The organism is Pleomorphomonas sp. PLEO (genome assembly GCF_041320595.1).
Lineage (GTDB): Bacteria > Pseudomonadota > Alphaproteobacteria > Rhizobiales > Pleomorphomonadaceae > Pleomorphomonas.
Genome location: NZ_CP166625.1, coordinates 3415105 through 3436953 on the forward strand (window position 1 = coordinate 3415105; position 21849 = coordinate 3436953).

Consider the following 21849-nt stretch of genomic DNA (forward strand, 5'->3'; position numbering starts at 1 on the left):
AGGTCATGGAAACGCCCAGAGGGCGGCGGCAAGCGCCATCAATGACATGGCGGCGATGAGGGTGAGGGTGAGCGGCAGTACGGCGCGGAAGACGGCGCTTGAAGAAAGTCCGGTGATGCCGGCGGCGACGAATACCAACACACCGACCGGCGGTGTCAGACCACCGATCATCAGGTTGACCGTGAGGATGACACCGAAGGCCACCGGGTCGATGCCCGCGGCGACGATCGATGGCATGAGCAGCGGCGCGAACAGCAGGATTCCGGGGCCGACGTCGAGCGGCCCACCGACGGCGAGCAGGATAAGATTGGCAACGAGCATGACGGCCAGGGGATTGCTGCCCAACACCGTTACCCAACCGGCCAGCGCCTGCGGCAGACCGTCGACGGCCAGCAGGAAAACCAGCGGCGCCGACGAGGCGACGAGGAGGCCGATCGCCGCCGTCTCTCGCCCTGCCTGGAGAAAGGCGGCTAGGGTCGCCTTGCGGCCGCCCGGCACGGCCAGCGCAGCGATGAGCGCATAGACCGAGGCGACGGCAGCGGCCTCGGTGGGCGTGGCGATACCAAGGCGGATGCCGAAGAAGACCACCAATGCCAGACCGAACACCGGTACCGCGGCGACGAAGGCGGCAATGCGCTCGATCCGATCGGCAGACGGACGGCTCGGTGTGTCGGCGGAAAAATGCAACATTGCCGCCATGGCCGCCGCCAGGATCAGGCCAGCCACCAAACCACCTTCAAACAAGGCTCCCACCGACAGATTGGTGGCCGAAGCAAGCAGCAGGAAGGCGATTGATGGCGGGATGATGTTGGGTAGCACCGCCGTGGCAGCGACGATGGCGGCCGCCTTTTCCGGTTTGACGCCATCCGCAATAAGGGCCGGCGCCAACACCTTGGCACCAAAAGCTGCATCGGCGATCGACGAGCCGGAGACGCCGGAAAACAACAGATTGGTGACGAGTGTCGCCTGCGCCATGCCGCCACGTCGATGACCGACCAGCGCCGAGGCGAAGCTGACGAGACGATGGGCGAGGCCGCCGGCGTTCATCAGCATGCCGGCCAGCAGGAAGAAGGGAATGGCGAGGAGCAGGAACTTGCCCATGCCGGAAACCGTCTGCTGTACGATGGCGGCTTCTGGTAGACGGGCGCCGAAGGGGATGGCAACAGCAAGTCCGACGATCAGCGCGTGGACGAAGGGGGCTTCCGCCGCGAGGGCGAGACAGACAGCGGCGCAGGCAACGAGGCTCGGCAAGCCGACCGGCTGCAAGACGGGAAGATGAGGCAGGGTCGCGAGGCCGGCGCCGCCCGCAATGACGGCGAGGCTGCTCGCCCAGGATCGGCCACTGGCGAGGGAGCCGAGGATCAGATGTGCCGCCGCCAAAGCGCCACCGATGGCCACCGGCCAGAAGCGCCAGCTTTCCGGCGTGTCCAGGGTTGGCGATATGCCGCCGATCAGCGTGGCCACCTTGGCGGCGCCGAGCATCAAGACCAGTGCCGCGGCCAGCGTGACGGAATCGGACAGGATATCGGCGACTGCGCGGCCCCTCGGGCCGAGTTGGCGAGTTACAACGTCGATGCGCATGGCGAGTGGGCCGCTGGCGCAAAGCGGCAGTCCGAGGAAGACCAGCGCCGTGTGCAGAAGGATGCCGAGATCCTCGGTCGCGACGAAGCCGGTTGAAAAGACATAGCGCAGCAGCGTGGCGCCGAACACCAGAACGAGCAGCGCCGCCAGGATAGCCGCCAATAGGCTGGCGAGCAGGCGGTCGATTATTGAAGACAAGCGCGCAGCAAATCGCCTCATGGCCGCACCCCATTGCCACCGAGTGGTGAGAACCAGGTGGGATTCAGGATGCGGCTCCGCATCGCCCGCACAAAGGGCGCCGCCTTAGCGCGAAAGGCCTGCCAGGCTGGGTCGGCTTCCATGCCGGCACGCCGTCGCTCGCGGTCGGCAAGGTCTTCATACTGCCAGATATGCACGACGTCATTGACGGCGCCGATATCCTGCGTGAACCAGCCGATCAGCGTGCCGAGGTGGCCCGTCTGGATCGCCATGCCTTCGTCGACATAGAGATTGAGATAGGTGCCGACATGCGCCGGCTCGATGGTGTAGGTGCGTTCGTCGAGAATCATGATCGTTCTGCCGTCATTGGAAATTGCGGGCGGCGGAACGCTTCAGGCTGATGTCTGCATGGCTCTATCCCTCCGCCGGCATGACCCGGATCAGGTTCGTCGGGTTGGAGAAACTCCTCTCAGCCCCGGATGGGGCACCCCGTGAGATGCCATGAGCTTAGCCGGATGAGCTCAGTCACGCCATAGGCAAAGACCTCGATCCGCAGTGGCAAGCCATGCGCCGGGCGGGACGCTGAACGGCAAACCGCTTGTGGGGCTGGCGAGGCTCCACTAGGGTCGCCGGGTTTGCAGCGAATGATCTTGAGATGAAACTCACCAATCCCATCTTTACCGGCCTTCCGACCACCATCTTCGAGGTTATGTCGGGTCTTGCGCGCGAGACCGGCGCCATCAACCTCGGACAGGGCTTCCCCGATGTCGATGGTCCCGAAGAGGTGCGCCGCGTCGCCGCCGAGGCCTTTCTCGCGGGACCCAACCAATACCCGCCGATGATGGGCCTGCCGGCCCTGCGGCAGGCGGTCGCCGCCATCAACAAGCGCTTCTATGGTCTCGATATCGACTGGGCCAACGAGGTGATGGTGACGTCCGGCGCGACCGAAGCGCTTGCCGATGCCATTCTCGGCCTCGTCCGTCCTGGCGACGAGGTGGTGCTGATCGAGCCGCTCTATGACAGCTACCTGCCGATCGTCCTGCAGGCTGGCGGCATCCCAAAGCCGGTTCGCATCGCTCCTCCGAATTGGGAGCTCGATGCCGACGAACTGGCAGCCGCCTTTTCCGACCGCACCAAGGCGATCCTGATCAACACCCCGATGAATCCGGCGGGCAAGGTGTTCTCGCGGCAAGAACTGGAACTGATCGCCGGCCTCTGCCAGAAGCACGACGCCGTGGTGATTTCCGACGAGGTCTACGAGCATCTGGTGTTCGATGGTCGTCGCCATGTGTCGCCAATGCAGCTTCCCGGCATGCGCGATCGCGTCGTCCGCATCGGCTCGGCCGGCAAGACCTTCTCGCTGACCGGCTGGAAGGTGGGCTATGTCACTGCGGCACCGGCCCTGATGGAGCCAATCGCCAAGGCGCATCAGTTCGTCACCTTCACGACGCCGCCGGCGCTGCAGACAGCGGTGGCACATGGGCTTTGTTTCGGAGACGACTATTTCGATGGGTTCATCTCCGGCTTGCAGGCCAAGCGAGACCGCCTCTCGACCGGCCTTTCGGCGCTGGGCTTTTCGGTGTTGCCGTCGGCCGGCACCTATTTCATTGTGACCGACACCGGACCGCTCGGTATCGATGACGACGCCAAAGCCTGCCTCACGATGACGCGAGAGGCGGGTGTCGCAGCCGTGCCGGTTTCGGCCTTCTATGTTTCCGCCCCGCCGAAGCGCTTTATCCGCTTCTGCTTTTCCAAGCGCGACGAGGTGCTGGACGAGGCCGTAGCCCGTCTCGCCGCCTGGATCGACAAACAGGGACGATGATTTCGATGGAAAATCCAGTTCTGGTCGAGGTGACGCGTGGCCCCATCGTCGAAAGCTTTCACTGCGGTTCGGTGGCGATCGTCGATGGTGACGGCCGCCTGGTGTTCGGTGCCGGCGACATCGAACGGCCGAGTTTTCCCCGTTCTGCAGTGAAGCCGTTTCAGGCGCTTTCGTTCGTTGAAAGCGGCGCGGCCGATCGGTTCGGCTTCGGCGACGCGGAGCTGGCCCTTTCCATGGCATCGCATAACGCCGAGCCCCGGCATGTCGAGACCGCCCGAGCCATGCTCGCCGCTGCCGGGCTCGACGAAGGGTGCCTTGCCTGTGGTCCCCACTGGCCGGCGCGTCATGACGATCAGGGCGAATTGTATCGCCGCGGGGAAAAACCCGGCCGCATTCACAACAACTGTTCGGGCAAGCACTCCGGCTTTCTCTGCACCTGCGTCGTGACCGGTACCGACCCGCGCGGCTACGAGCGGGCAGAACATCCGGTGATGCGTGAGGTGATCGCCGCTGGAGCCTCGATGACCGGAACGCCGCACGCCACCGATATCTGTGGCATAGACGGTTGTTCGATCCCGACTTTCGCCGTTGCGCCCCGGGCGCTCGCCCACGGTTTCGCCCGTTTCGTGACCGGTGTCGGCCTCACGGCGACGCGCTCTCGCGCCGCCGAGCGGCTGAGGCTTGCCGCCGCCGCCGAACCTTTCATGGTCGCCGGTACCGGGCGCTTCTGTACCCGGGCTATGACGGCCCTTGGTAGCCGCGTCCTGGTCAAGACCGGAGCCGAAGGTGTTTTTATCGCAGCGATCAAGGAGCTCGGCCTCGGGGTTGCCATCAAGATCGACGATGGCGCCGGGCGAGCGTCGGAGGCGGTGACGGCTCGAATTCTCATCGATCTCTTGAAACTCACCCCCGACGATCCGGGTTATGCTGAGATGCAGGATCTCGCCAATCCCCCGGTCAAGACTTGGGCTGGCGACGCGGTCGGCGAAATTCGCGTGACCGAAGCGCTTGCTGGCGTTACAGGCTGAGCGGCGGGATCAAGGCGATACGGAGGGACGGATGGGCGAGGTCGTCAAGCTCGACAAGAAGGCACGCGAGGCGCGCAAAAAGGCCGAGGCCGCCCGAGCGGCGGGCGCATCGGCTGGCAATCGTCCGCCGGCTGGCCGAATGGTTGCCGCCATCGTCGGCGGGTTGATCCTCGTCCTGATGATTGTCGTGACTTTCGTCCTCTGATCTTGCTCAGGCAGCCTGTGGCAGCGGAGCGGCCGGTTCGCGCTTACGCTCGATGGTGAGGCAGAGAGCCGCCGCTACAAGGCAAAAGCCGCCGGCCACAACCAGCGCCGGCATGTAGCTTTCCAGATCGGTGCGGCTCCAGCCGGCACCATAGGCGGCGGTGGCGGCACCGAGCTGATGGGCGGCGAATACCCAGCCAAAGACGAGACCTGCCTTCTCGGCGCCGAAGCGCTCGGCGGCGAGCTTTACCGTTGGCGGTACGGTCGCGACCCAATCGAGGCCGTAGAAGACCGCGAAACCGGCGAGCAACAGCGGATCGAATCCGGTGAGCGGTAGATAGAGCAGGGACAAGCCGCGCAGGCCGTAATACCAGAACAGCAGCCAGCGATTGTCATAGCGGTCGGAGAGCCAGCCTGAAAGCAGCGTGCCGACGAAGTCGAACACGCCGACGAAAGCCAGGAAACCCGCCGCGTTGACCGGCCGTATGCCGTAGTCACCGCAGATCGACACCCAATGGGTCTGGATCAGGCCGTTGGTGGACAAGCCGCAGACGAAGAAGGTGACGAAAAGCACCCAGAAGACGTAGGAATGGGCGGCGTCGCGAAGCCCTTGGATCGGCGCCGACACCAGCGTCAACAAGCCGGCCGTATGGGCCGGCGCCGGCTGATGCATGCCACCAAGCGGCGCGAGACCGACGTCGGCAGGCCGATCGCGCATCAGGAACAGTACGCCGAACAGCGCGATGGATAGTAGAGCGACCACCAGACCGAGGGCGGCACGCCAGCCCCAAGCCTCGGTGGCAGCGGCGATGATTGGCAGAAAAATAAGCTGTCCCGTGGCGCTGGACGCCGTGAGCATGCCGACAACGACGCCGCGCCGGCTGACGAACCAGCGTGTCGCCACCGTGGCACCAAGTACCTGCGCCGTCATGCCGGTGCCGAAGCCGATGACAACACCCCAGAACAGCATCAGTTGCCAGAGCTTGGTCATGGTCACGGAGAAGCCGAAGCCGGCAATGATCAGCAGAAGCGCCGTCACCACCACGCGTCGCACGCCGAAGCGGTTCATCAGCGCCGCCGAGAAGGGACCCATCAAGCCGAAAAGTACCAGGCGGACGGCGAAGGCCGTCGAGATGTCTGAGTTCTGCCAGCCGAACTCGGCCTCGAGTGGCCGCAGCATCACGCCGGGCGCCCCCAGCGCGCCGGCCGTCGCCAGCATGGTGAGGAAGGTGACGGCGGCTACTACCCAGCCGTAGTGAATGTCGCGGCGGGCAAAATAGGCGGGGAGGGCGGACGTCGTCATCGGCGGGCTTTCGCTGAATAGAGAGGATGAACAAGCCGAGGTTCTATCGGACGCCGGAAAGAGCCGTGATCGCCGTGATCTGATCTGGATTGAGCGTCGCTTCAATTTCGGCCTGGGCTGCCTGCCAGAGCGGCACGGCGGCGGCGAACCGTTGTCGCCCTGTGTCAGTCAGTCTCAGCATGCAGCGCCGACCATCACCGCAGTTGGTTTCCTCGACGAGGTCGTGTCGCTCGAGAACTTGCACATTGCGGCCGATCGTCGAGCGGTCGAGATCGCAGAGGGCGGCGAGCTCGGAGATCGACAGTTTTCCGGCGCGATCGATCTTCTTCAGCAGCTTGTATTGGGCAAGCGTCAGCTCGACCTCTGCCAGATGACGGTCGTAAATGGCGGTCGTCTTGCGCGCCGCCGTCCTTAGAAGATCGCAATAGCATGGTGAGTCCATAACGCGGGTATATACCCCCATTTTATCTCCGACAAGGTCTCTATTTGGTTCGTGCGGATCGTTGGCAGTAAATGGAATGAAAATGCGCCAACCTGTCAGTTGGCGGAATCGAATTCCTTAGAAGGGCGCGTAGGTGGAGTTAGGGTGCGGAGTAGGGATTTCGCCGCCTGTTGGCGGGAGCGTCCGCATCCGAGAGAAAGTCATCATGAAGATCGAGACCCAGTCCATCCATGCCGGCCTGCCGGCTGCCCGTTCGGGCGAACCCGTGCTGAGCCCGCTGGTGCCGGCCTCGAGCTTCTACGCTCATCCCGACGATATCGGCTTTTCCGCCAATGACCTCAGTGACAAGGCACCGCATTTTTATACTCGCTGGAGCAATCCGACCGCACAAGCGCTGGAGGCGCGGCTCGCCACGCTTGACGGCGGCGAGGCGGCATTGACGTTTGCCAGCGGCATGTCGGCGGTAACCGGCTTGTTCCTCAACCGGCTGAAGACGGGTGATCATCTCGTTCTGTCCAATGTCTGCTACGCTGGCGTCGCCGAGTTCGCTCACGACGGTCTGTCGCGGCTCGGAATCAGCGCGACAGCGGTCGATACATCCGACCTTGCGAAGGTGGCGGCGGCGATCCGGCCCGAGACGAAGCTCGTGCACATCGAGACCCCCGCCAACCCGATTCTCCGTCTTGCCGACATTTCGGCCATCGCCGGCATCGCCCACGCGGCAGGCACCGAACTCTCCGTCGACTCGACCATGGCGACGCCGGTGGCGACGAAGCCGCTGGAACTCGGCGCCGATTTCGTCGTCCATTCGCTGACCAAATATGCCTGCGGCCACGGCGATGCGCTGGGCGGAGCGGTGATTGGCAAGGCGGAAGCCATTACCGATCTCAGGAAAACGTCGCTGATCCACCTTGGCGCGGCCCTGAATCCTTTCGCGGCATGGCTGATCCTGCGCGGTCTTGAGACGCTGCCTATCCGCATGAAGGCGCATGAAGAAAATGCTCGCGCCATCACCGCCTTCCTCGAAAACCATCCGCGCGTGAAGCGCGTCTACTGGCCCGGTTCCAAGAGCCATCCGCAATATGAGCTTGCCGTTCGCCAGATGAAGAACTTCTCGGGAATGGTCTCCTTCGTGACGGATGACGGACCGGCGCTGGCTCGGCAGTTCGCCGATCGACTGAAAACGGTCGCCTACGCCGTATCGCTCGGCAAGACGCGTAGTCTGCTGTTTCATATCCCAGCCGAAGACCTGATCGCCTCGTCCTTCCACCTCGAGGGACAGGATGCGACCGCCTATCGCGACTGGACGGGCGAGGGCACCTTCCGCATGTCGGTCGGCCTCGAGAATGCCGATGACATCATCGCCGATCTCGACGCGGCGCTCGGCTGAGCGGCGCGCGCGGCGGAGCACTTCCTGAGGTTGCCGGGTAAGGGCGGCTATAGGCGAAAGGGCTTATTGACGGGTAATGTAACCGGTTACATCATGCGTGTCGGGCGTTATTGGCCCAAGGGGATCAGGATGCCCGTTGGCGGGCACCACGGAGTGAGATCCCGGAGGAAACGATACCAAACGACAAGGCTGGCGGACCGGATGACTGGTTCGCGGCGCTTCAGGGAGGCGATAATGAAATCAGTTCTGTTGGCGGCCGGCATCGCCGTGGCCGCGGTCAGCGCGGCGTCGGCGGCCGAGACTTTCACCATTGGCTTGTCGAACGGCTGGGTCGGCAGTGAGTGGCGCACCCAGATGATCGATGAGGCTCAGGCGGCTGCCAAGGCTTGGGCCGACAAGGGCGTCACCGTCAATGTCGTCGTGCAGTCGGCGAATGTCGACGTGCAGGGGCAGATCGGCAACGTCCGAAACTTCATCAATCAGGGCGTCAACGCCATCATCATCAATCCGAACAGCCCGACGGCCTTCGACCCGATCTTCGCTCAGGCCAAGGCCAAGGGCATTCTGGTCGTCGCAACCGATGCCGAGGTGTCGTCCAAGGACGCGATCTACGTTGGCATCGACCAGAAGGGCTGGGCGATGAAGTCGGCCGAATGGCTGGCCAACACGCTTGGCGGCAAGGGCAACGTCGTCACCATCAACGGCGTCGCTGGCCATCCGGCCAACCAGATGCGCGTCGACGGCTATACCGAGGTCTTCAAGAAGTTCCCTGACATCAAGATCCTCAACGAGGCCAACGCTAACTGGGATCAGGCACAGGGCCAGCAGACGGCACAGACGCTGCTTGCCACCTATCCCGACATCAACGGCATCTGGGTGCAGGACGGTATGGCGGCCGGCACGTGGCGCGCCATCATGGCTGCCGGCAAGCAGAAGTCGATCGTCGCCACCGGCGAGATCCGCAAAGACTTCATGGACTTGTGGTCGAAGGAAGGCCTGAAGTCGGGCGCCTCCGTCAACCCGCCGGGCGTCATGGCCTCGGCCCTCAACGTCGCCGTGCTGAAGTTGCAGGGCAAGGAGTTCAAGGACGGCATCTTCGGCGGCGTTTATGGCAACGCCATCTACATCCCGATCCCGTTCGTCTCCAATGACAACCTTGCCGACAAGCTGAAGGAAGCGGAAGGCAAGCCCGGCTACTGGTCGGTGACCGACGTCGTGTCGATCGACGACGCTACCAAGTTCTTCAAGTAAACTCCCGAACGGGCCGGCCTGTCTTCCTCCTGGGACCGGCCCGTCTCTTTTCCGCCGTTCGGCGCACGCGATTGACGCGTGCGGCGGATGCGCATTGCCGATCCGAACCGGATACGCATGATGCAGCCAATCCTTCGTGCCATCGACATATCCAAAAGCTTTGGCGCCGTGCGTGCGCTCGATAAGGCCCGTCTTACGGTGGAGCGCGGTGAGATCCATGCGCTACTCGGTGCCAATGGCTGCGGCAAATCGACGCTCTGCAAGGTCATTGCCGGCACGGTGGGCCACGACACAGGCGAGGTGCTGATCGACGGCAAGCCAGCGGCGCTCGGCTCGCCCCGCCTCGCCGAAGAACAGGGCGTGGCACTCTTCTACCAGGAACTGTCGCTGGTGCCGCAGCTCTCCCTCGGCGAAAACATCTTCCTCGGCCGCGAGCCGCGCAACGCACTTGGCTTCACCGATCATACCGCCATTGCCCGCGAGGCCGAAGCGCTGATCGCCCGCATCGCCGCGGTGGCCGGCAAGGGGTTCACACCGGATGCTCGCGTTGCAGACCTTTCGCCGGACCAGCGCCAGCTCGCCGAGATTCTTAAGGTGCTCGCCCGCAAGCCGAAGATTATTATCTTCGATGAAGCGACCGCGACGCTCGACCGTCGGCAGGTGGACGTGTTCTTTGACATCCTGCGCGAGCTGAGGGCGGAAGGCATTTCGTCGATCTTCATCTCGCACCGCATGGACGAAGTGTTTGCCATCGCCGACCGGATCACCGTGATGCGCAATGGTCAGACGGTGGCTGAATTTGCCGCTACCGAGACCGACCGCTATGCTGTCGTCTACGCCATGGTGGGCGAGACCGGCGCTATTGCCGCTTCCGTCCGTGATCACGCGCCGCTCAAGGGGGATATCCGACTGGCGGTTGAGGACGTTCGAGCGGCCCGGCTGGGGCCTGTGTCGTTCACGGCGCAGCGCGGCGAGATCCTTGGCCTTGGCGGCTTGCAGGGGCAGGGGCAGAAGGCGCTGCTATCAGGCCTGTTTGGTGCCGAACCGTTCCAGTCCGGCCGTGTCACTCTCGACGGCGTCGATGTCACCTCCCGCCGGCCGGTCGACGCCATGGCCCATCGCATCGCTTATGTTTCCGGCGATCGAGCCCGCGATAGCGCACTGCCTGGGCGCTCGATCTTCGAGAATACCGCCATCGCAAGCCTGGTGCGCGAGAGGCGACACTTTATTCCAGGAGCTCTGTTTCGCGAGCGTTTTGCCGAGGTGCTTGCTGGCCTCAATACGCGCTATGTCGGCCTCGACACACCGATCGGCTCGTTGTCGGGCGGCAATCAGCAGAAAGTGTTCATCTCGCGCTGGCTATCTCCGGCGCCCGGCCTGTTGTTGCTCGACGACCCTACCAAGGGCATCGACCTCGGAGCCAAGGGAGATTTCTACCTCCTGGCCCGTAAGCTCGCCGACGAAGGGGCGACCGTGATTATCTACTCTTCCGAGGATAGCGAACTTCTTTCCCTCTGTGATCGTGTGCTGGTGCTGAACGGCGGCGCTCTCACCGCCGAGCTCTCGGGTGATCGGCTGACGCCATTCGAGCTGACGCAAGCTTCCTACGGAGACGCGGCATGACGCGCCTCAGTCAACTCGGCGGCCGTACCTGGATCGTAACGGCGGCGGCGCTCATCGTTCTCGTCGTCGTCAATGCCATGCTCCAGCACAATTTCCTGGAGCCATCGGTCATCCAGTCCAACCTCACCACTTTCCTGCCCTTGGTGCTGGTGGCAATCGGCCAGACCTACGTCATCCTCGGCGGCGACATCGACCTGTCGGTAGGGGCCATCGTGGCGCTCGTCAACGTCGTTACCGTCACGGTGATCGCAACTCTAGGTGGCGATGGCCCCGCGGTCGCGGTCGGTCTTCTTGTCGGCGTGGGCGTCGGCGTCGGTTGTGGCCTCGTCAACGGCCTGATCATCGCCGGCCTGCGCTTCCAGCCGATCGTTACGACCTTCGCGACTTCGATCGTCTTTTCCGGCCTTGCCCTCTGGGTGCTGCCGCAGGCTGGCCTTCCGGTGCCAGAACCCTATTGGCGCACCTATGCCGGTACGATCCTCGGCATTCCCTCGGTCTACGTCATCTATCTTGCCGCCTTCCTGATTGCCTCCTTCCTTGCCGCCCGTCCGTTCATGACCCGCCTCAGGGCGGTTGGCGGCCATAGAGCCGCCGCCTTCCAGACCGGCCTGAACCTTGGCAGGCTTCGGGTCTCCGCTTTTGTTCTGTCCGGCCTGTTCGGTGCCTTTGCCAGCCTCTGCCTGACGGGCGAGACGGCAAGCGGCGATCCGCTGATGGGCCAAACGCTGGCCATGTCGGCCATCTCGGCGGTAGTGCTGGGCGGTACGGCGCTGGCCGGCGGTATCGGCGGGGAGCTCGGCTCGGTGCTCGGCGCCTGGGTCGTTGGCATGATCGGCTCGGTGATCTTCTTCGCCGGCTTGCCATTCGAGTACCAGACGCTGGTACAAGGCCTGATCATTCTCGCCGCGCTGGCCGGCGGCGTCCTCGTCACCCGGCGCTGAGGAGGAGAAAGCCATGAACCGCTTCGTAGACCTTGCGAAGAACCCGCTATTGATCTCCTTGTTTGCTATCCTCGCGCTACTGGCCATCGGCGAGCTGGTGTCACCGGGCTTTGCACGCGGCGACCAGATCGTCCGCCTGCTGACGGTGTCGGCCATTCTCGGCATCGCCGCGGCTGGACAGAACCTCGTCATCCTCGGCGGGCGTGAGGGGATCGATCTTTCCATCGGCGCCGTCATCTCGCTGGGCGCCGTCATCGCCGGCAATGTGATGAACGGATCCGACGCCGCGATACCCTTGGCCTTTGTCGTCGCCTGCTTTGCGGGCTTCGTGATCGGCCTCGTCAACGGCCTTGGCGTCACCTACCTGCGCATTCCGCCGCTGGTCATGACGCTGGGCATGATGGGTGTCATCCAGGGAGGCCTCGTGGTGCTTTCGCGTGGCGTGCCGTCGGGCAACGCGGCACCGGCACTGATGGCCTTCGTCAGTCGCTCGGCGTTCCTCGGCATCCCCGGCATTCTGTTCGTCTGGGCGGCGATCATCGTGCTGATGGCGCTGGTGTTGAAACGAACGCGCTTCGGCTGGTCGATCTACGCCGTCGGCGCCAATGAGAACGCTGCCGTGCTGACCGGCCTGCCGGCCCGCCGCATCCGCGTGCTGCTTTACGGCCTTGCCGGTTTGTTCGGCGGCTTCACCGGCGTCTGCGTCATCGGCTACACCGGCAATTCCTTCATTAGCGTCGGCGACCAGTATGTGCTGCCGTCAGTCATCGCCGTGGTGATCGGCGGCACCTCGCTGTCAGGTGGTGCTGGCTCCTATACCGGCACGGCGCTCGGCGCCATCGCGCTGATCCTTTTGCAGAGCGTGCTCACCACACTCAATCTGGAATTCTGGGGGCGGCAGGTGATCTTCGGCGTGACGCTGCTGCTTCTGATGCTGCTTTATGGCCGGCAAGCTCGGTTGAGGGTCTGATCGTCATGGCAGGTTCCGCCAATATCCGCGACGTTGCCGCCATGGCTGGCGTGTCCGTCGCCACTGTGTCGCGCACCCTCAAAAACCCCGACCTCGTGCGACCGGAGACGCGCGAAGCGGTGCTGCGCTGTGTCGCCGCGCTCGGCTTCGTGCCCAATGCCCAAGCGCGCCATTTCCGACGCCAGGCCACCGACACGGTGATCCTGCTGGTGCGCGACATCTCCAACCCATTTTACCTCGACGTCTTCAAGGGAGTCGAAGATGTGGCCTCGTCGGCCGGCTACAAGGTGCTGATGGGCGATGCCCGCTCCGACCCGGCGCGTGTCCACCACTACATCGATATGGTACGCGAGCGACACGCCGACGGCCTCATTCTGATGACTGGCTCGATGCCGGTGGAACTCGAGGATGCCGAACTGCCGCCAATGGTGGTGGCGCTCGAATACTTGCCGATGCGCAAGCTGCCCACAGTGCTGATCGACAACGAAGGCGCCGCCGCCAAGGCGACGCGCCACCTTCTCGGGCTTGGCCACACGGCCATTGCCCATATCAGTGGCCCCGTTCCGGAAGTCATGAGCGTCGCCCGTGTCGCCGGCTGGCGCAAGGCACTCACCGATGAAGGATATCCGCCCGACGAGCGGCTGGAAGTGCGCGGTGACTACAGCCTTGCCTCAGGAGAGGCAGCGGTCGACGAACTCTATCGGCGGAACATGCCTTTTTCGGCCATCTTCGCTTCCAACGATGAAATGGCCGTCGGCGCCATCAACCGGCTCAGGGCGCGTGGCACCTCGGTGCCGGGTGACATTTCGGTGGTCGGTTTCGACGACACCATCTTCGCCGTCGCTTGCAATCCGCCGCTCACCACGGTTCGCCAGCCGCAACGTCAGATCGGCGTTGAGGTCATGCGGATGATGATCGAGCGGCTGGAAGGCCGGCTCGCATCCGACGCCACATTGATCGTACCGACCGAACTCGTGGTTCGCTCGTCAACCGCGCCCGCCAAGCCGGACGGCCGCAGGACCGCCGGACAACGACAAGAGACTTATGAGGACCAGAGATGACGACCGATTTCCCGCGCCAGACCCTCCGCATCGGCTTCGTGGGCAGTGGCTTCATTGCTCATTTTCATCTGAAGTCGCTGGTCGGCGTCCGCAACGTCGAAGTGACCGGCGTCTATTCGCCGACCGAAAACAAGCGTCGGACATTCGCCGAGGCGGTTCACGATCTCGATCTCGGTACCTGCACCGCTCATCCGACGTTGGACGCTCTGCTGACGGCGCCTGACGTCGACGCCATTTGGGTGTTGTCCCCCAACTATACCCGCCTCGACGTCATGCGGACGCTGCATGATCTCAAGACGGCCGGTCGCTCGTCCATCTATGCCGTTGCTTGCGAGAAACCACTGGCACGTACGCTCAGCGAGGCGCGCGAGATGCTTCGGCTCGTCGAGGACGCCAAACTTATCCATGGCTATCTAGAGAATCAGGTGTTCTCCACGGCCGTCATGCGCGGCAAGGATATCATCTGGCGCCGAGCGGTGCCGGCCGCCGGCCGCCCCTATCTCGCCCGGGCGGCCGAGGAACACGCCGGCCCGCACGAGCCCTGGTTCTGGAAGGGCGACCAGCAAGGCGGCGGTGTGCTGCTCGACATGATGTGCCATTCAGTCGAGGTGGCGCGCTTCATGCTGACGCGCCCCGATGCTCCACGCTCGTCGCTGAAACTGAAGTCGGCGACCGGTGCCGTTGCCTGCCTGAAGTGGACGCGACCGAACTATGCCGCGGAACTCAAGGAACGCATGGGGCCGACGGTCGATTATAGCCGACGAGCCAGTGAGGACTTCGCGCGCGGCATGATCACGCTCGAGGACGAGCTCGGGCAGGAAGTGATCATCGAGGCGACCACGTCCTGGGCTTACGTTGGCGCCGGTTTGCGCATTCAGCTCGAGCTGTTAGGGCCGGAATACGCGCTGGAATTCTCCTCGCTCAACACCGGACTCAAGGTGTTCATGTCGCGTCGAGTCAGCGGTAACGAGGGCGAGGATCTCGTCGAGAAGCAGAATGCCGAGCAGGGCTTGATGCCTGTGCTGGAAGACGAAGCCGGCGTCTATGGTTACACTGACGAGAACCGTCACATGGTCGAGCGCTTTCGCAAGGGACAGATGCCCGACGAGACGTTTGCCGACGGCGTTGCGGTGATCGAAATGCTGATGGCGCTGTATAAGTCGGCTGAAGAGGGGCGCGCGGTCTATTTTGATCGCGAGGATCTGTCCGATTTCGTGCCGGCGGTCGGCAGGGCGGAATGAATGAAGGCTAGGGCGTCTGCTGTGCGAGAAATTCGTCGCGCAGCAGGCCGTAGCAGAGCGAGCCGGTGACCGAGCCATCAGCAAGGCGCTTGTCGGCGCGCACATGGCCCTCCTGGCGCATTCCGAGTCGCTTGGCGATGTGTTGGCTGGCGATGTTGGTGTCGTCGCACCAGAGCCCGACGCGCTGGGCGCCGCAGTCCTCGAACAGCTTGGTAAGCGTGGCCGCCGCGGCTTCCACTGTGTAGCCCTGCCTCACATGCGCCTCGTCACAGAAATAGCCTATGAGGTAGCCGGGCAGATCGGCGTTGCTGACGCCAACGTAAATTTGCCCGACAAAATCCCCATTTGAGCGGTTGAAGGCGCCGAGAAAGGTAGATTCGCCGGCATCGGCTTCCTCATTGAACCCACGAATGATGGTGATGGCATCGACTATGGTGACGATCTTCATCGCCGCATTGTCGGCCTCATGGCGGGCGAGATGGGCGCGGTTGCGTGTCGCCATAGCCACATACCAGGCAGCATCGTCCGGTGTGTAGCTGCGTAGCTCGAGGCGTTGCGTCGAAAAGCTTGAGGGAAGAGCGGGCATCGGGCAAACTCACCTACATCCAATGGCATGTCGCCAAAACTGGATAGCGGCAGGGACTGCGTCAACCGTCGTGCTTTTCCCAATGCCTTGTCAATTGTGCGTATCTGATTGTGTCCTGATCATCATTCCGGTTGGTTGTCGGCGCTAGTTACACTTTTCGACCTCTTTTGACTTGCCGACCGGCGTAGAAGCAGTCCAAATCCCACAAGTTTTAGAAGGGCAACAGTACAGCCATGGCGTTGCGCGCGGATATGATTGTCAAAAGTTACCCCTCCCTCCGTCGCGTTGCCGGGATTTCACTCCCGCTTCTCGGCTTGCTTTTATCGGGTTGCGCCGTCGGACCGGACTATATGGTGCCGCACCTCGTGTTGCCGGCCAGCTGGAGCTCGAAGAGTGCCGAGACGCCGGCCCGTTCGGTCGAACTTGCCCATTGGTGGGAGCGACTCGGCGACAAAGAACTCAACGCCCTTGTTGAGGAGGCCGTCGCCGGCAATCTCGATGTCGCAGCCGCCAAGGCTAAGATTCGGACAGCCCGCGCGAGCGAGCGACAGACCAATGCGGCTTTGTTTCCGTCCGCCGATGGCTCATCGTCGACGACCCGACAGAAGTCGCAGGGAGAGGTGCGTAACCAGTTCAAGGGCGGATTTGATTCGTCGTGGGAGCTTGATCTGTTTGGCGCCAACGCTCGCTCGTCGGAAGCGGCGCTTTACGGCAGCCAGGCAGCCAACGAGGATCTCAACGCAACATTGCTGACGTTGATCGGCGATGTCGCCTCCAATTACGTGGCGGCGCGGGGGTATCAAGCGCGCATGGCGCTGGCGCGACAAAGCGCCTCGTCTCAACGCGAGACGGCTGGGCTGACGCGCAAGAAGTTCGAGGCGGGGTCGGCTTCGGCGGTCGACGTCTCGAACGCGGAGGGACAGGCGGCGAGTACCGAGGCAAAGATCCCGGACCTCCAGACCTCCTATGCCGAGGCAGTCCACCGCCTCGCGGTCCTGACGGGGCGGGCGCCGGCTGAGCTGGATGCCCGCATGACGAGGGGCGGGGCGATCCCGCGGCCGCGCCAGCCGGTACCCCCGGGTCTGCCGGCCGATCTGCTTTCCAACCGGCCTGACATCCGTCAGGCGGAACGCGAATATGCCCAGGCAACGGCCAAGATCGGTGCCGCGGCGGCCGCGCGCTATCCCTCGATAAGTCTGGCTGGCTCTATTGCCACAACTGCGACCAGCGTTGGTGACCTTGGTAAGTCGTCTACGATTTCCTGGAGCTTAGGACCGTCGCTATCGGTGCCTATCTTCAACGCAGGCAAGCTTGCCGCTGCCCAGGATGCCGCCGAGGCAACGCGTGATCAGTATTTCGTCGCCTACAAGGCCTCGGTGCTCGGTGCGCTGGAAGACGTCGAGAACGCCATCGTTGCCTTCCGGCAAGAGCGCATCAAGAACGGCCGCCTTGCTGACGCCACCCAGTCTTATCGCAAGGCGTCGGAGCTGGCACAGTCGCTTTACCAGTCGGGCTCGTCGAGTTTCCTCGATGTGCTTGACGCCGAACGCTCGCTTTATTCCGCCGAGGATTCGCTGCTCACCAGCACGGTCGCCATCGCCAACAACTACATCACGCTCAACAAGGCGCTGGGTGGCGGCTGGGACGGCACGGTCGACGTTTCGAAGCCGGAAGTGGTGGATACCAACACTGGTCCGCGCCTGCGTAAGGCGGTTGCCAACTAATCTTTCCATTGGCCTTGAGCCGCGAGCCGGCGCATCTCCGGTAAACTCAAGAAACGATGTCCCCTTCCCAGACTGTCACCATTGGTTCCCTAGGCTTGACCCTTATTCTTGGGTCCCTCACAGCTTTCGCCCCGTTGTCGACCGACATGTATCTCGCGAGCTTTTCAAGCCTTGCGGATAGCTTTGCCACCGATGAGGGGCGGGTGCAGCTTTCATTGTCGGTGTTCTTTCTTGGCCTGTCGGCGGGACAGCTGATCTACGGCCCATTGGTCGATCGCTTCGGCCGCAAGCCGCCTTTGATCGCCGGCCTTATGATTTTCACGTTGGCATCGGCCGCCATCATTGTCGTTCCAACCGTGGAAGGCTTCATCTTCCTTCGCCTTTGCCAGGCGCTCGGCGGCTGCGCCGGCATGGTGGTCAGCCGGGCCATCGTCGCCGACCTATTCGACGAACGCGGCAGCGCCCGATTCCTTTCGCAGATGATGCTCGTACAGGGTCTGGCGCCGATCGTCGCTCCGCTTCTTGGCGGCTATATTTTAGCGGTGGCGCCATGGCAGGCGATCTTTGTTGTCCTCACCCTGTTCGGCATCGGCTGCCTCGTGGCGGCGTCGCGGGGACTGCCGGAAACGCTACCGCCGGAACGTCGGCACGCGGTCGGTATCGTCGGTATTGCACGTGCCTTTGGCGAGGTTCTCTCCAACCGAGGCTTCATGGCACCGGCCCTGTCGGGGGCCTTCGCCGCGGCCTGTATCTTTGCCTTCATCACCGGTTCCTCGTTCGTTTACATGCATCTGCACGGCGTCAGCCAGCAACACTACGGTTGGCTGTTTGGCCTCAATGCCTGCGGTATGATCGTAGCCTCGCAGGTCAATCGATTGCTGCTGCGCCGTTTTTCGACACGAAGCGTGCTGGTCGGCGCTCTTGCCTTCAACGTGGCGATGGGAATTGTTCTCGTCGCCTCGGCCGCCAGCGCGTCGTTGCCGATGCTCGTCGCGCTTCTAATGCTCTGCTTGTCCACTGGCCCGCTGATTGGCGCCAATACGATGGCGGTCGCCATGAGCAACGTTTCATCCCATCGCGGCACGGCATCTTCGGTGCTCGGCGTGATGCAGTTCGCCGTGGCGAGCTGTGCCAGCGCGGCGGTCGGATTGCTGCACGATGGAACCGTATACCCCATGGTGGGTATCATCCTGGCCGGCGGCATATTTGCGTCGCTGGCGTATCTTAGCGGACACCGCGCATGACCGCCTCACAGCGCAAACGTAAGAGCCGTCGCGGCTTGATCTTTCTTTTTGTGCTCTTCGTCGCGGTGGCGGCCGGCTATTTCGTCAAGGTTAGCTACTATACGGCGCCTACCGTGACCATGATGACCGCGACGGTTGCGCGCGGCAACGTCGAAGAGACCGTTCTGGCGACCGGCGAACTCCGACCAGTCAAGCTTGTCGCCGTCGGCGCACAGGCCTCGGGGCGGATCACTTCGCTTCACGTCAAGCTCGGCGACCGTATCAAAGTTGGTGACCTTATCGCCGAGATCGACTCGGTGACGCAGCAGAACAGTCTCAAGACGGCTGAGGCGTCTCTGGCGAATATCCACGCGCAGCGAGCCGAAAAAGACGCATCGCTGACGCTGGCCCGCCAGACACTTGATCGCCAGCAGACCATGGTCAACCAGAACGCCGTCGCGCGCGCCGATCTGGAAAGTGCCGAAGCCAGCGTCAAGACGACAGAGGCGCAGATTGCCGCCCTTGACGCCCAGATTCAGTCGGCGGAAGTGGCCGTGGCCACAGCCAAAGCCAATCTCGGCTATACCCGCATTACCGCGCCGATGGACGGCACGGTGCTTGCTGTGGTCAGTCAGGCCGGGCAAACGGTCAACGCCAGCCAGTCGGCGCCGACCATCATCGTGCTGGGGCAGCTCGACACAATGACGGTGCGAGCAGAGATATCGGAGGCCGACGTCGTCCACGTCGCGCCAGGCCAGAAGGTCTACTTCACGATCATCGGTGATCCCGAACACCGCTATGACGCGGCTCTTGAGAGCATCGATCCGGCACCTGAATCCATTCGCAGCGACACGGCTATCGCTTCGTCGAGCTCCTCATCTTCCTCGTCGAGCTCTTCGTCGTCGGCCATCTACTATTATGGCAACTTCACCGTTCCGAACCCCGATGGCCGTCTCCGGACCTACATGACCGCCGAGGTGAATATCGTGCTCGGAAGTGCCGAAAATGTCCTGACGGTACCGGCAGCCGCGCTGGGTAATCGCGATTCCGAAGGGAAATATCGCGTCAAGGTGTTGAATGCCGATGGCATCATGGCGGAACGCCATGTCGAGATCGGTCTCAACGACAAGGTTACCGCCGAGGTTAAATCGGGTCTCACCGAGGGCGATCTGGTGGTGACCGGCGAAATGACCGCCGCCCAGCGAGCGGCCTCTGCCTCCTCGCTCAAGCTAGGTCGTGGCGCCGGCGGCCCACCACCGGGGATGTAAGGTCATGGCCGAGCTCATCCGGCTGGAAAAGCTCCGTCGCGAATTTCCGTCCGGCGATGGCACGATCACCGTGCTGAAGGACGTTGATCTGGTGATCGAGGCGGGCGAGATGGTGGCGATCGTCGGCGCTTCCGGTTCCGGCAAGTCGACGCTGATGAATATCCTCGGCTGCCTCGACCGGCCGACGGGTGGCAGCTACCGCATTTCCGGCCGGGAAACGGCTCTGCTGGAGCCGGATGAACTCGCCGCCTTCAGGCGCGAGCATTTCGGCTTCATTTTCCAGCGATATCATTTGCTAGGCGAACTTGACGCGCTTGCCAACGTCGAGATCCCCGCGATCTATGCTGGCATGGCGCAGCGAGATCGACGAGCGCGGGCGGAAAGCCTGCTCGACCGGCTCGGCATGAGCGACCGCACCGACCACCGGCCAGGTCAACTTTCCGGAGGTCAGCAGCAACGCGTCTCCATCGCCCGCGCCCTGATGAACGGTGCCAATGTCATTCTCGCCGACGAGCCGACCGGCGCGCTCGACAAACATTCCGGCGAGGAAGTGTTGCGCATCCTCGAGGAGCTGAATGCCGAGGGCAAGACGATCATCATCGTCACCCACGACATGAATGTGGCGAGCCGCGCCCGCCGCATCATCGAGATTTCCGACGGCGTCATCCTCAGCGACCGCAGGAGTGCGCCAACCTCGGAAACGATGCCTAAGGTTTCGTCCGAGAAGGCTGTCGACGGGGCGCGGCGAGGTGGCTATCTCCGCTCGCTGATCGACCGGTTCAAGGAGGCGTTGCGCATGGCCGTGCTGGCCATGGCTGCGCATCGCCTCAGAACCTTCCTCACCATGCTCGGCATCATCATCGGTATTGCCTCGGTGGTGTCAGTGGTGGCGATCGGCCAAGGCACGCAGCAGCAGGTGTTGGCCAACATTTCAAACCTTGGCACCAATACGCTGGAGATTTTCGCCGGTCGCAGCTTTGGCGACACGCGTTCGGCCCGCATCACCACGCTGGTCGTTTCAGACGCCGAGGCTTTGGCGCGGCAAAGCTATGTCGCAGCCGTCACCCCAACTGTCTCTACCAGCAAGACGCTACGCGTGGGTTCGCAGGAGGCAAGTGCGCTGGTCAATGGCGTCGGCGAGCAGTATTTCGCCGCACGCGGTACCAGGCTCGCCGAAGGCAGCTTCTTCGATGCTCAATCGGTGCGCAACCGGGCGACCGACGTGGTCATCGACGAGAACACCCGCAAGACGCTGTTCGCTGATAGCGCCAACTCACCGGTCGGACAGGTGCTGCTCATCGGCAACGTGCCCGCCCGTATCGTCGGCGTGACGCAACCTCAGCAGGGCGGCTTCGGCTCCAGCCAGAACCTGTCCGTCTATTTGCCTTTTACGACGGTGCAGACCCGCTTCCTCGGCAACATGTCGCTCCGCTCGATTACGGTGCGCGTCGCCGATGACGTGGACACCAGCCTCGCCGAGCAGGATGTGACGCGCTTCCTGACCCAGCGCCACGGCACGCAGGACTTTTTCATTCTCAACACCGATGACATCCGCCAGACAATCACCGCGACCACGCAGATGCTGACGCTGCTGATCGCGGCGATCGCCGTTATCTCGTTGGTGGTCGGCGGCATCGGCGTCATGAACATCATGCTAGTATCCGTGTCCGAACGGGTGAGCGAAATCGGTGTGCGTATGGCGGTTGGTGCCCGACAAGGCGATATCCTGCAGCAATTTCTGATTGAAGCCGTGTTGGTGTGCCTGATCGGCGGCCTGTGCGGTATCGGGGCCGCCTTCGGCATCGGCCAGATTGTGCGGTTGTTCTCGAGCGACTTCACGCTGATCTACTCGACGACCTCTATCATCGCCGCCTGCCTGTGCTCGACGCTGATCGGTGTCGTCTTCGGCTTCCTGCCGGCTCGCAATGCTTCCCAGCTCGATCCGGTCGTGGCGCTGTCGCGAGACTGAAAGAACCGGAGCGGTCCAACATTT

The 21849-nt window shown here is 63.1% G+C and carries 19 protein-coding genes and 1 riboswitch; of the genes, 14 read left to right on the top strand and 5 right to left on the bottom strand.

The features are described from left to right. Positions 1-3 precede the first annotated feature (3 nt). Both AB6N07_RS15865 and AB6N07_RS15870 read right to left on the bottom strand, forming a co-directional pair. Positions 4-1800: a TRAP transporter large permease subunit gene (locus AB6N07_RS15865; RefSeq protein ID WP_370674047.1), complete on the bottom strand. Its 1797-nt coding sequence runs from the start codon at positions 1798-1800 to the stop codon at positions 4-6. Beyond that, entirely contained in the window at positions 1797-2129 is a 333-nt protein-coding gene (locus AB6N07_RS15870) for an NIPSNAP family protein (RefSeq protein WP_370674048.1), read from the bottom strand. Before AB6N07_RS15870 ends, AB6N07_RS15865 begins: the two co-directional genes overlap by 4 nt. Before the next feature lie 49 nt (positions 2130-2178). Next, positions 2179-2281: riboswitch (TPP riboswitch) on the bottom strand. A 153-nt stretch (positions 2282-2434) separates the two neighbouring features. Here AB6N07_RS15870 and AB6N07_RS15875 point away from each other — a divergent pair. Genes AB6N07_RS15875 through AB6N07_RS15885 form a run of 3 tightly spaced genes read left to right on the top strand, consistent with a single transcriptional unit; the run spans position 2435 to position 4834 of the window. Next, positions 2435-3601, top strand: a complete 1167-nt coding sequence (locus AB6N07_RS15875; RefSeq protein ID WP_370674049.1) for an aminotransferase — start codon at positions 2435-2437, stop codon at positions 3599-3601. Between the two features lie 5 nt (positions 3602-3606). Further along, complete coding sequence (locus tag AB6N07_RS15880; protein WP_370674050.1) at positions 3607-4629, top strand: asparaginase; 1023 nt, start codon at positions 3607-3609, stop codon at positions 4627-4629. 31 nt (positions 4630-4660) lie between these two features. After that, the gene (locus AB6N07_RS15885) at positions 4661-4834 is read left to right on the top strand and encodes a hypothetical protein (RefSeq protein ID WP_370674051.1); all 174 of its coding nucleotides are present in this window, start codon (positions 4661-4663) and stop codon (positions 4832-4834) included. Between the two features lie 6 nt (positions 4835-4840). Here the strand turns inward: AB6N07_RS15885 and AB6N07_RS15890 are convergent, their stop codons facing one another. Both AB6N07_RS15890 and AB6N07_RS15895 read right to left on the bottom strand, forming a co-directional pair. Then, on the bottom strand, positions 4841-6136 hold the full coding sequence (locus AB6N07_RS15890; protein WP_370674052.1) for an MFS transporter: 1296 nt from the start codon (positions 6134-6136) through the stop codon (positions 4841-4843). 43 nt (positions 6137-6179) lie between these two features. Next, on the bottom strand, positions 6180-6599 hold the full coding sequence (locus AB6N07_RS15895) for a MarR family winged helix-turn-helix transcriptional regulator (protein WP_370674053.1): 420 nt from the start codon (positions 6597-6599) through the stop codon (positions 6180-6182). Between the two features lie 184 nt (positions 6600-6783). Here AB6N07_RS15895 and AB6N07_RS15900 point away from each other — a divergent pair, with 184 nt between their 5' ends. From AB6N07_RS15900 to AB6N07_RS15930, 7 genes are all read left to right on the top strand, one after another. Continuing rightward, entirely contained in the window at positions 6784-7968 is a 1185-nt protein-coding gene (locus AB6N07_RS15900) for a PLP-dependent aspartate aminotransferase family protein (RefSeq protein WP_370674054.1), read from the top strand. A gap of 231 nt (positions 7969-8199) precedes the next feature. Next, entirely contained in the window at positions 8200-9219 is a 1020-nt protein-coding gene (locus AB6N07_RS15905; protein ID WP_370678255.1) for a substrate-binding domain-containing protein, read from the top strand. Positions 9220-9339: 120 nt separating this feature from the next. Continuing rightward, a complete protein-coding gene (locus AB6N07_RS15910) occupies positions 9340-10842 on the top strand; it encodes a sugar ABC transporter ATP-binding protein (RefSeq protein WP_370674055.1) in 1503 nt (500 codons plus the stop codon). After that, complete coding sequence (locus AB6N07_RS15915; RefSeq protein ID WP_370674056.1) at positions 10839-11783, top strand: ABC transporter permease; 945 nt, start codon at positions 10839-10841, stop codon at positions 11781-11783. Before AB6N07_RS15910 ends, AB6N07_RS15915 begins: the two co-directional genes overlap by 4 nt. 13 nt (positions 11784-11796) lie before the next feature. Then, positions 11797-12753 (top strand): ABC transporter permease, encoded by a 957-nt coding sequence (locus AB6N07_RS15920; RefSeq protein ID WP_370674057.1) that lies wholly within the window; start codon positions 11797-11799, stop codon positions 12751-12753. 5 nt (positions 12754-12758) lie between these two features. Continuing rightward, positions 12759-13814, top strand: coding sequence for a LacI family DNA-binding transcriptional regulator (locus AB6N07_RS15925; RefSeq protein ID WP_370674058.1), 1056 nt, complete (start codon positions 12759-12761; stop codon positions 13812-13814). Continuing rightward, the gene (locus AB6N07_RS15930) at positions 13811-15055 is read left to right on the top strand and encodes a Gfo/Idh/MocA family protein (protein WP_370674059.1); all 1245 of its coding nucleotides are present in this window, start codon (positions 13811-13813) and stop codon (positions 15053-15055) included. Before AB6N07_RS15925 ends, AB6N07_RS15930 begins: the two co-directional genes overlap by 4 nt. A 7-nt stretch (positions 15056-15062) precedes the next feature. Here the strand turns inward: AB6N07_RS15930 and AB6N07_RS15935 are convergent, their stop codons facing one another. Further along, a complete protein-coding gene (locus AB6N07_RS15935; protein WP_370674060.1) occupies positions 15063-15641 on the bottom strand; it encodes a GNAT family N-acetyltransferase in 579 nt (192 codons plus the stop codon). 251 nt (positions 15642-15892) lie between these two features. Between AB6N07_RS15935 and AB6N07_RS15940 the strand changes: the two genes are divergently transcribed. The 4 genes from AB6N07_RS15940 (at position 15893) to AB6N07_RS15955 (ending at position 21825) form a co-directional block, all read left to right on the top strand. Then, complete coding sequence (locus AB6N07_RS15940; protein WP_370674061.1) at positions 15893-17365, top strand: efflux transporter outer membrane subunit; 1473 nt, start codon at positions 15893-15895, stop codon at positions 17363-17365. A 95-nt stretch (positions 17366-17460) separates the two neighbouring features. After that, positions 17461-18609 carry a multidrug effflux MFS transporter gene (locus tag AB6N07_RS15945; RefSeq protein ID WP_370674062.1) on the top strand — a complete coding sequence of 383 codons (1149 nt, stop codon included), beginning with the start codon at positions 17461-17463 and terminating at the stop codon, positions 18607-18609. After that, positions 18606-19856: an efflux RND transporter periplasmic adaptor subunit gene (locus AB6N07_RS15950; protein WP_370674063.1), complete on the top strand. Its 1251-nt coding sequence runs from the start codon at positions 18606-18608 to the stop codon at positions 19854-19856. The genes AB6N07_RS15945 and AB6N07_RS15950 overlap by 4 nt, the downstream gene beginning before the upstream one ends. Before the next feature lie 4 nt (positions 19857-19860). Continuing rightward, entirely contained in the window at positions 19861-21825 is a 1965-nt protein-coding gene (locus AB6N07_RS15955; protein WP_370674064.1) for a MacB family efflux pump subunit, read from the top strand. The last annotated feature ends 24 nt before the right edge of the window (positions 21826-21849 follow it).

What these genes read in the sequence shown, in the direction of transcription:
- AB6N07_RS15865 (WP_370674047.1), bottom strand. Translation starts at nt 1,800, where the DNA reads ATGAGGCGATTTGCTGCGCGCTTGTCTTCAATAATCGACCGCCTGCTC.
- AB6N07_RS15870 (WP_370674048.1), bottom strand. Translation starts at nt 2,129, where the DNA reads ATGATTCTCGACGAACGCACCTACACCATCGAGCCGGCGCATGTCGGC.
- AB6N07_RS15875 (WP_370674049.1), top strand. Translation starts at nt 2,435, where the DNA reads ATGAAACTCACCAATCCCATCTTTACCGGCCTTCCGACCACCATCTTC.
- AB6N07_RS15880 (WP_370674050.1), top strand. Translation starts at nt 3,607, where the DNA reads ATGGAAAATCCAGTTCTGGTCGAGGTGACGCGTGGCCCCATCGTCGAA.
- AB6N07_RS15885 (WP_370674051.1), top strand. Translation starts at nt 4,661, where the DNA reads ATGGGCGAGGTCGTCAAGCTCGACAAGAAGGCACGCGAGGCGCGCAAA.
- AB6N07_RS15890 (WP_370674052.1), bottom strand. Translation starts at nt 6,136, where the DNA reads ATGACGACGTCCGCCCTCCCCGCCTATTTTGCCCGCCGCGACATTCAC.
- AB6N07_RS15895 (WP_370674053.1), bottom strand. Translation starts at nt 6,599, where the DNA reads ATGGGGGTATATACCCGCGTTATGGACTCACCATGCTATTGCGATCTT.
- AB6N07_RS15900 (WP_370674054.1), top strand. Translation starts at nt 6,784, where the DNA reads ATGAAGATCGAGACCCAGTCCATCCATGCCGGCCTGCCGGCTGCCCGT.
- AB6N07_RS15910 (WP_370674055.1), top strand. Translation starts at nt 9,340, where the DNA reads ATGCAGCCAATCCTTCGTGCCATCGACATATCCAAAAGCTTTGGCGCC.
- AB6N07_RS15915 (WP_370674056.1), top strand. Translation starts at nt 10,839, where the DNA reads ATGACGCGCCTCAGTCAACTCGGCGGCCGTACCTGGATCGTAACGGCG.
- AB6N07_RS15920 (WP_370674057.1), top strand. Translation starts at nt 11,797, where the DNA reads ATGAACCGCTTCGTAGACCTTGCGAAGAACCCGCTATTGATCTCCTTG.
- AB6N07_RS15925 (WP_370674058.1), top strand. Translation starts at nt 12,759, where the DNA reads ATGGCAGGTTCCGCCAATATCCGCGACGTTGCCGCCATGGCTGGCGTG.
- AB6N07_RS15930 (WP_370674059.1), top strand. Translation starts at nt 13,811, where the DNA reads ATGACGACCGATTTCCCGCGCCAGACCCTCCGCATCGGCTTCGTGGGC.
- AB6N07_RS15935 (WP_370674060.1), bottom strand. Translation starts at nt 15,641, where the DNA reads ATGCCCGCTCTTCCCTCAAGCTTTTCGACGCAACGCCTCGAGCTACGC.
- AB6N07_RS15940 (WP_370674061.1), top strand. Translation starts at nt 15,893, where the DNA reads ATGATTGTCAAAAGTTACCCCTCCCTCCGTCGCGTTGCCGGGATTTCA.
- AB6N07_RS15950 (WP_370674063.1), top strand. Translation starts at nt 18,606, where the DNA reads ATGACCGCCTCACAGCGCAAACGTAAGAGCCGTCGCGGCTTGATCTTT.
- AB6N07_RS15955 (WP_370674064.1), top strand. Translation starts at nt 19,861, where the DNA reads ATGGCCGAGCTCATCCGGCTGGAAAAGCTCCGTCGCGAATTTCCGTCC.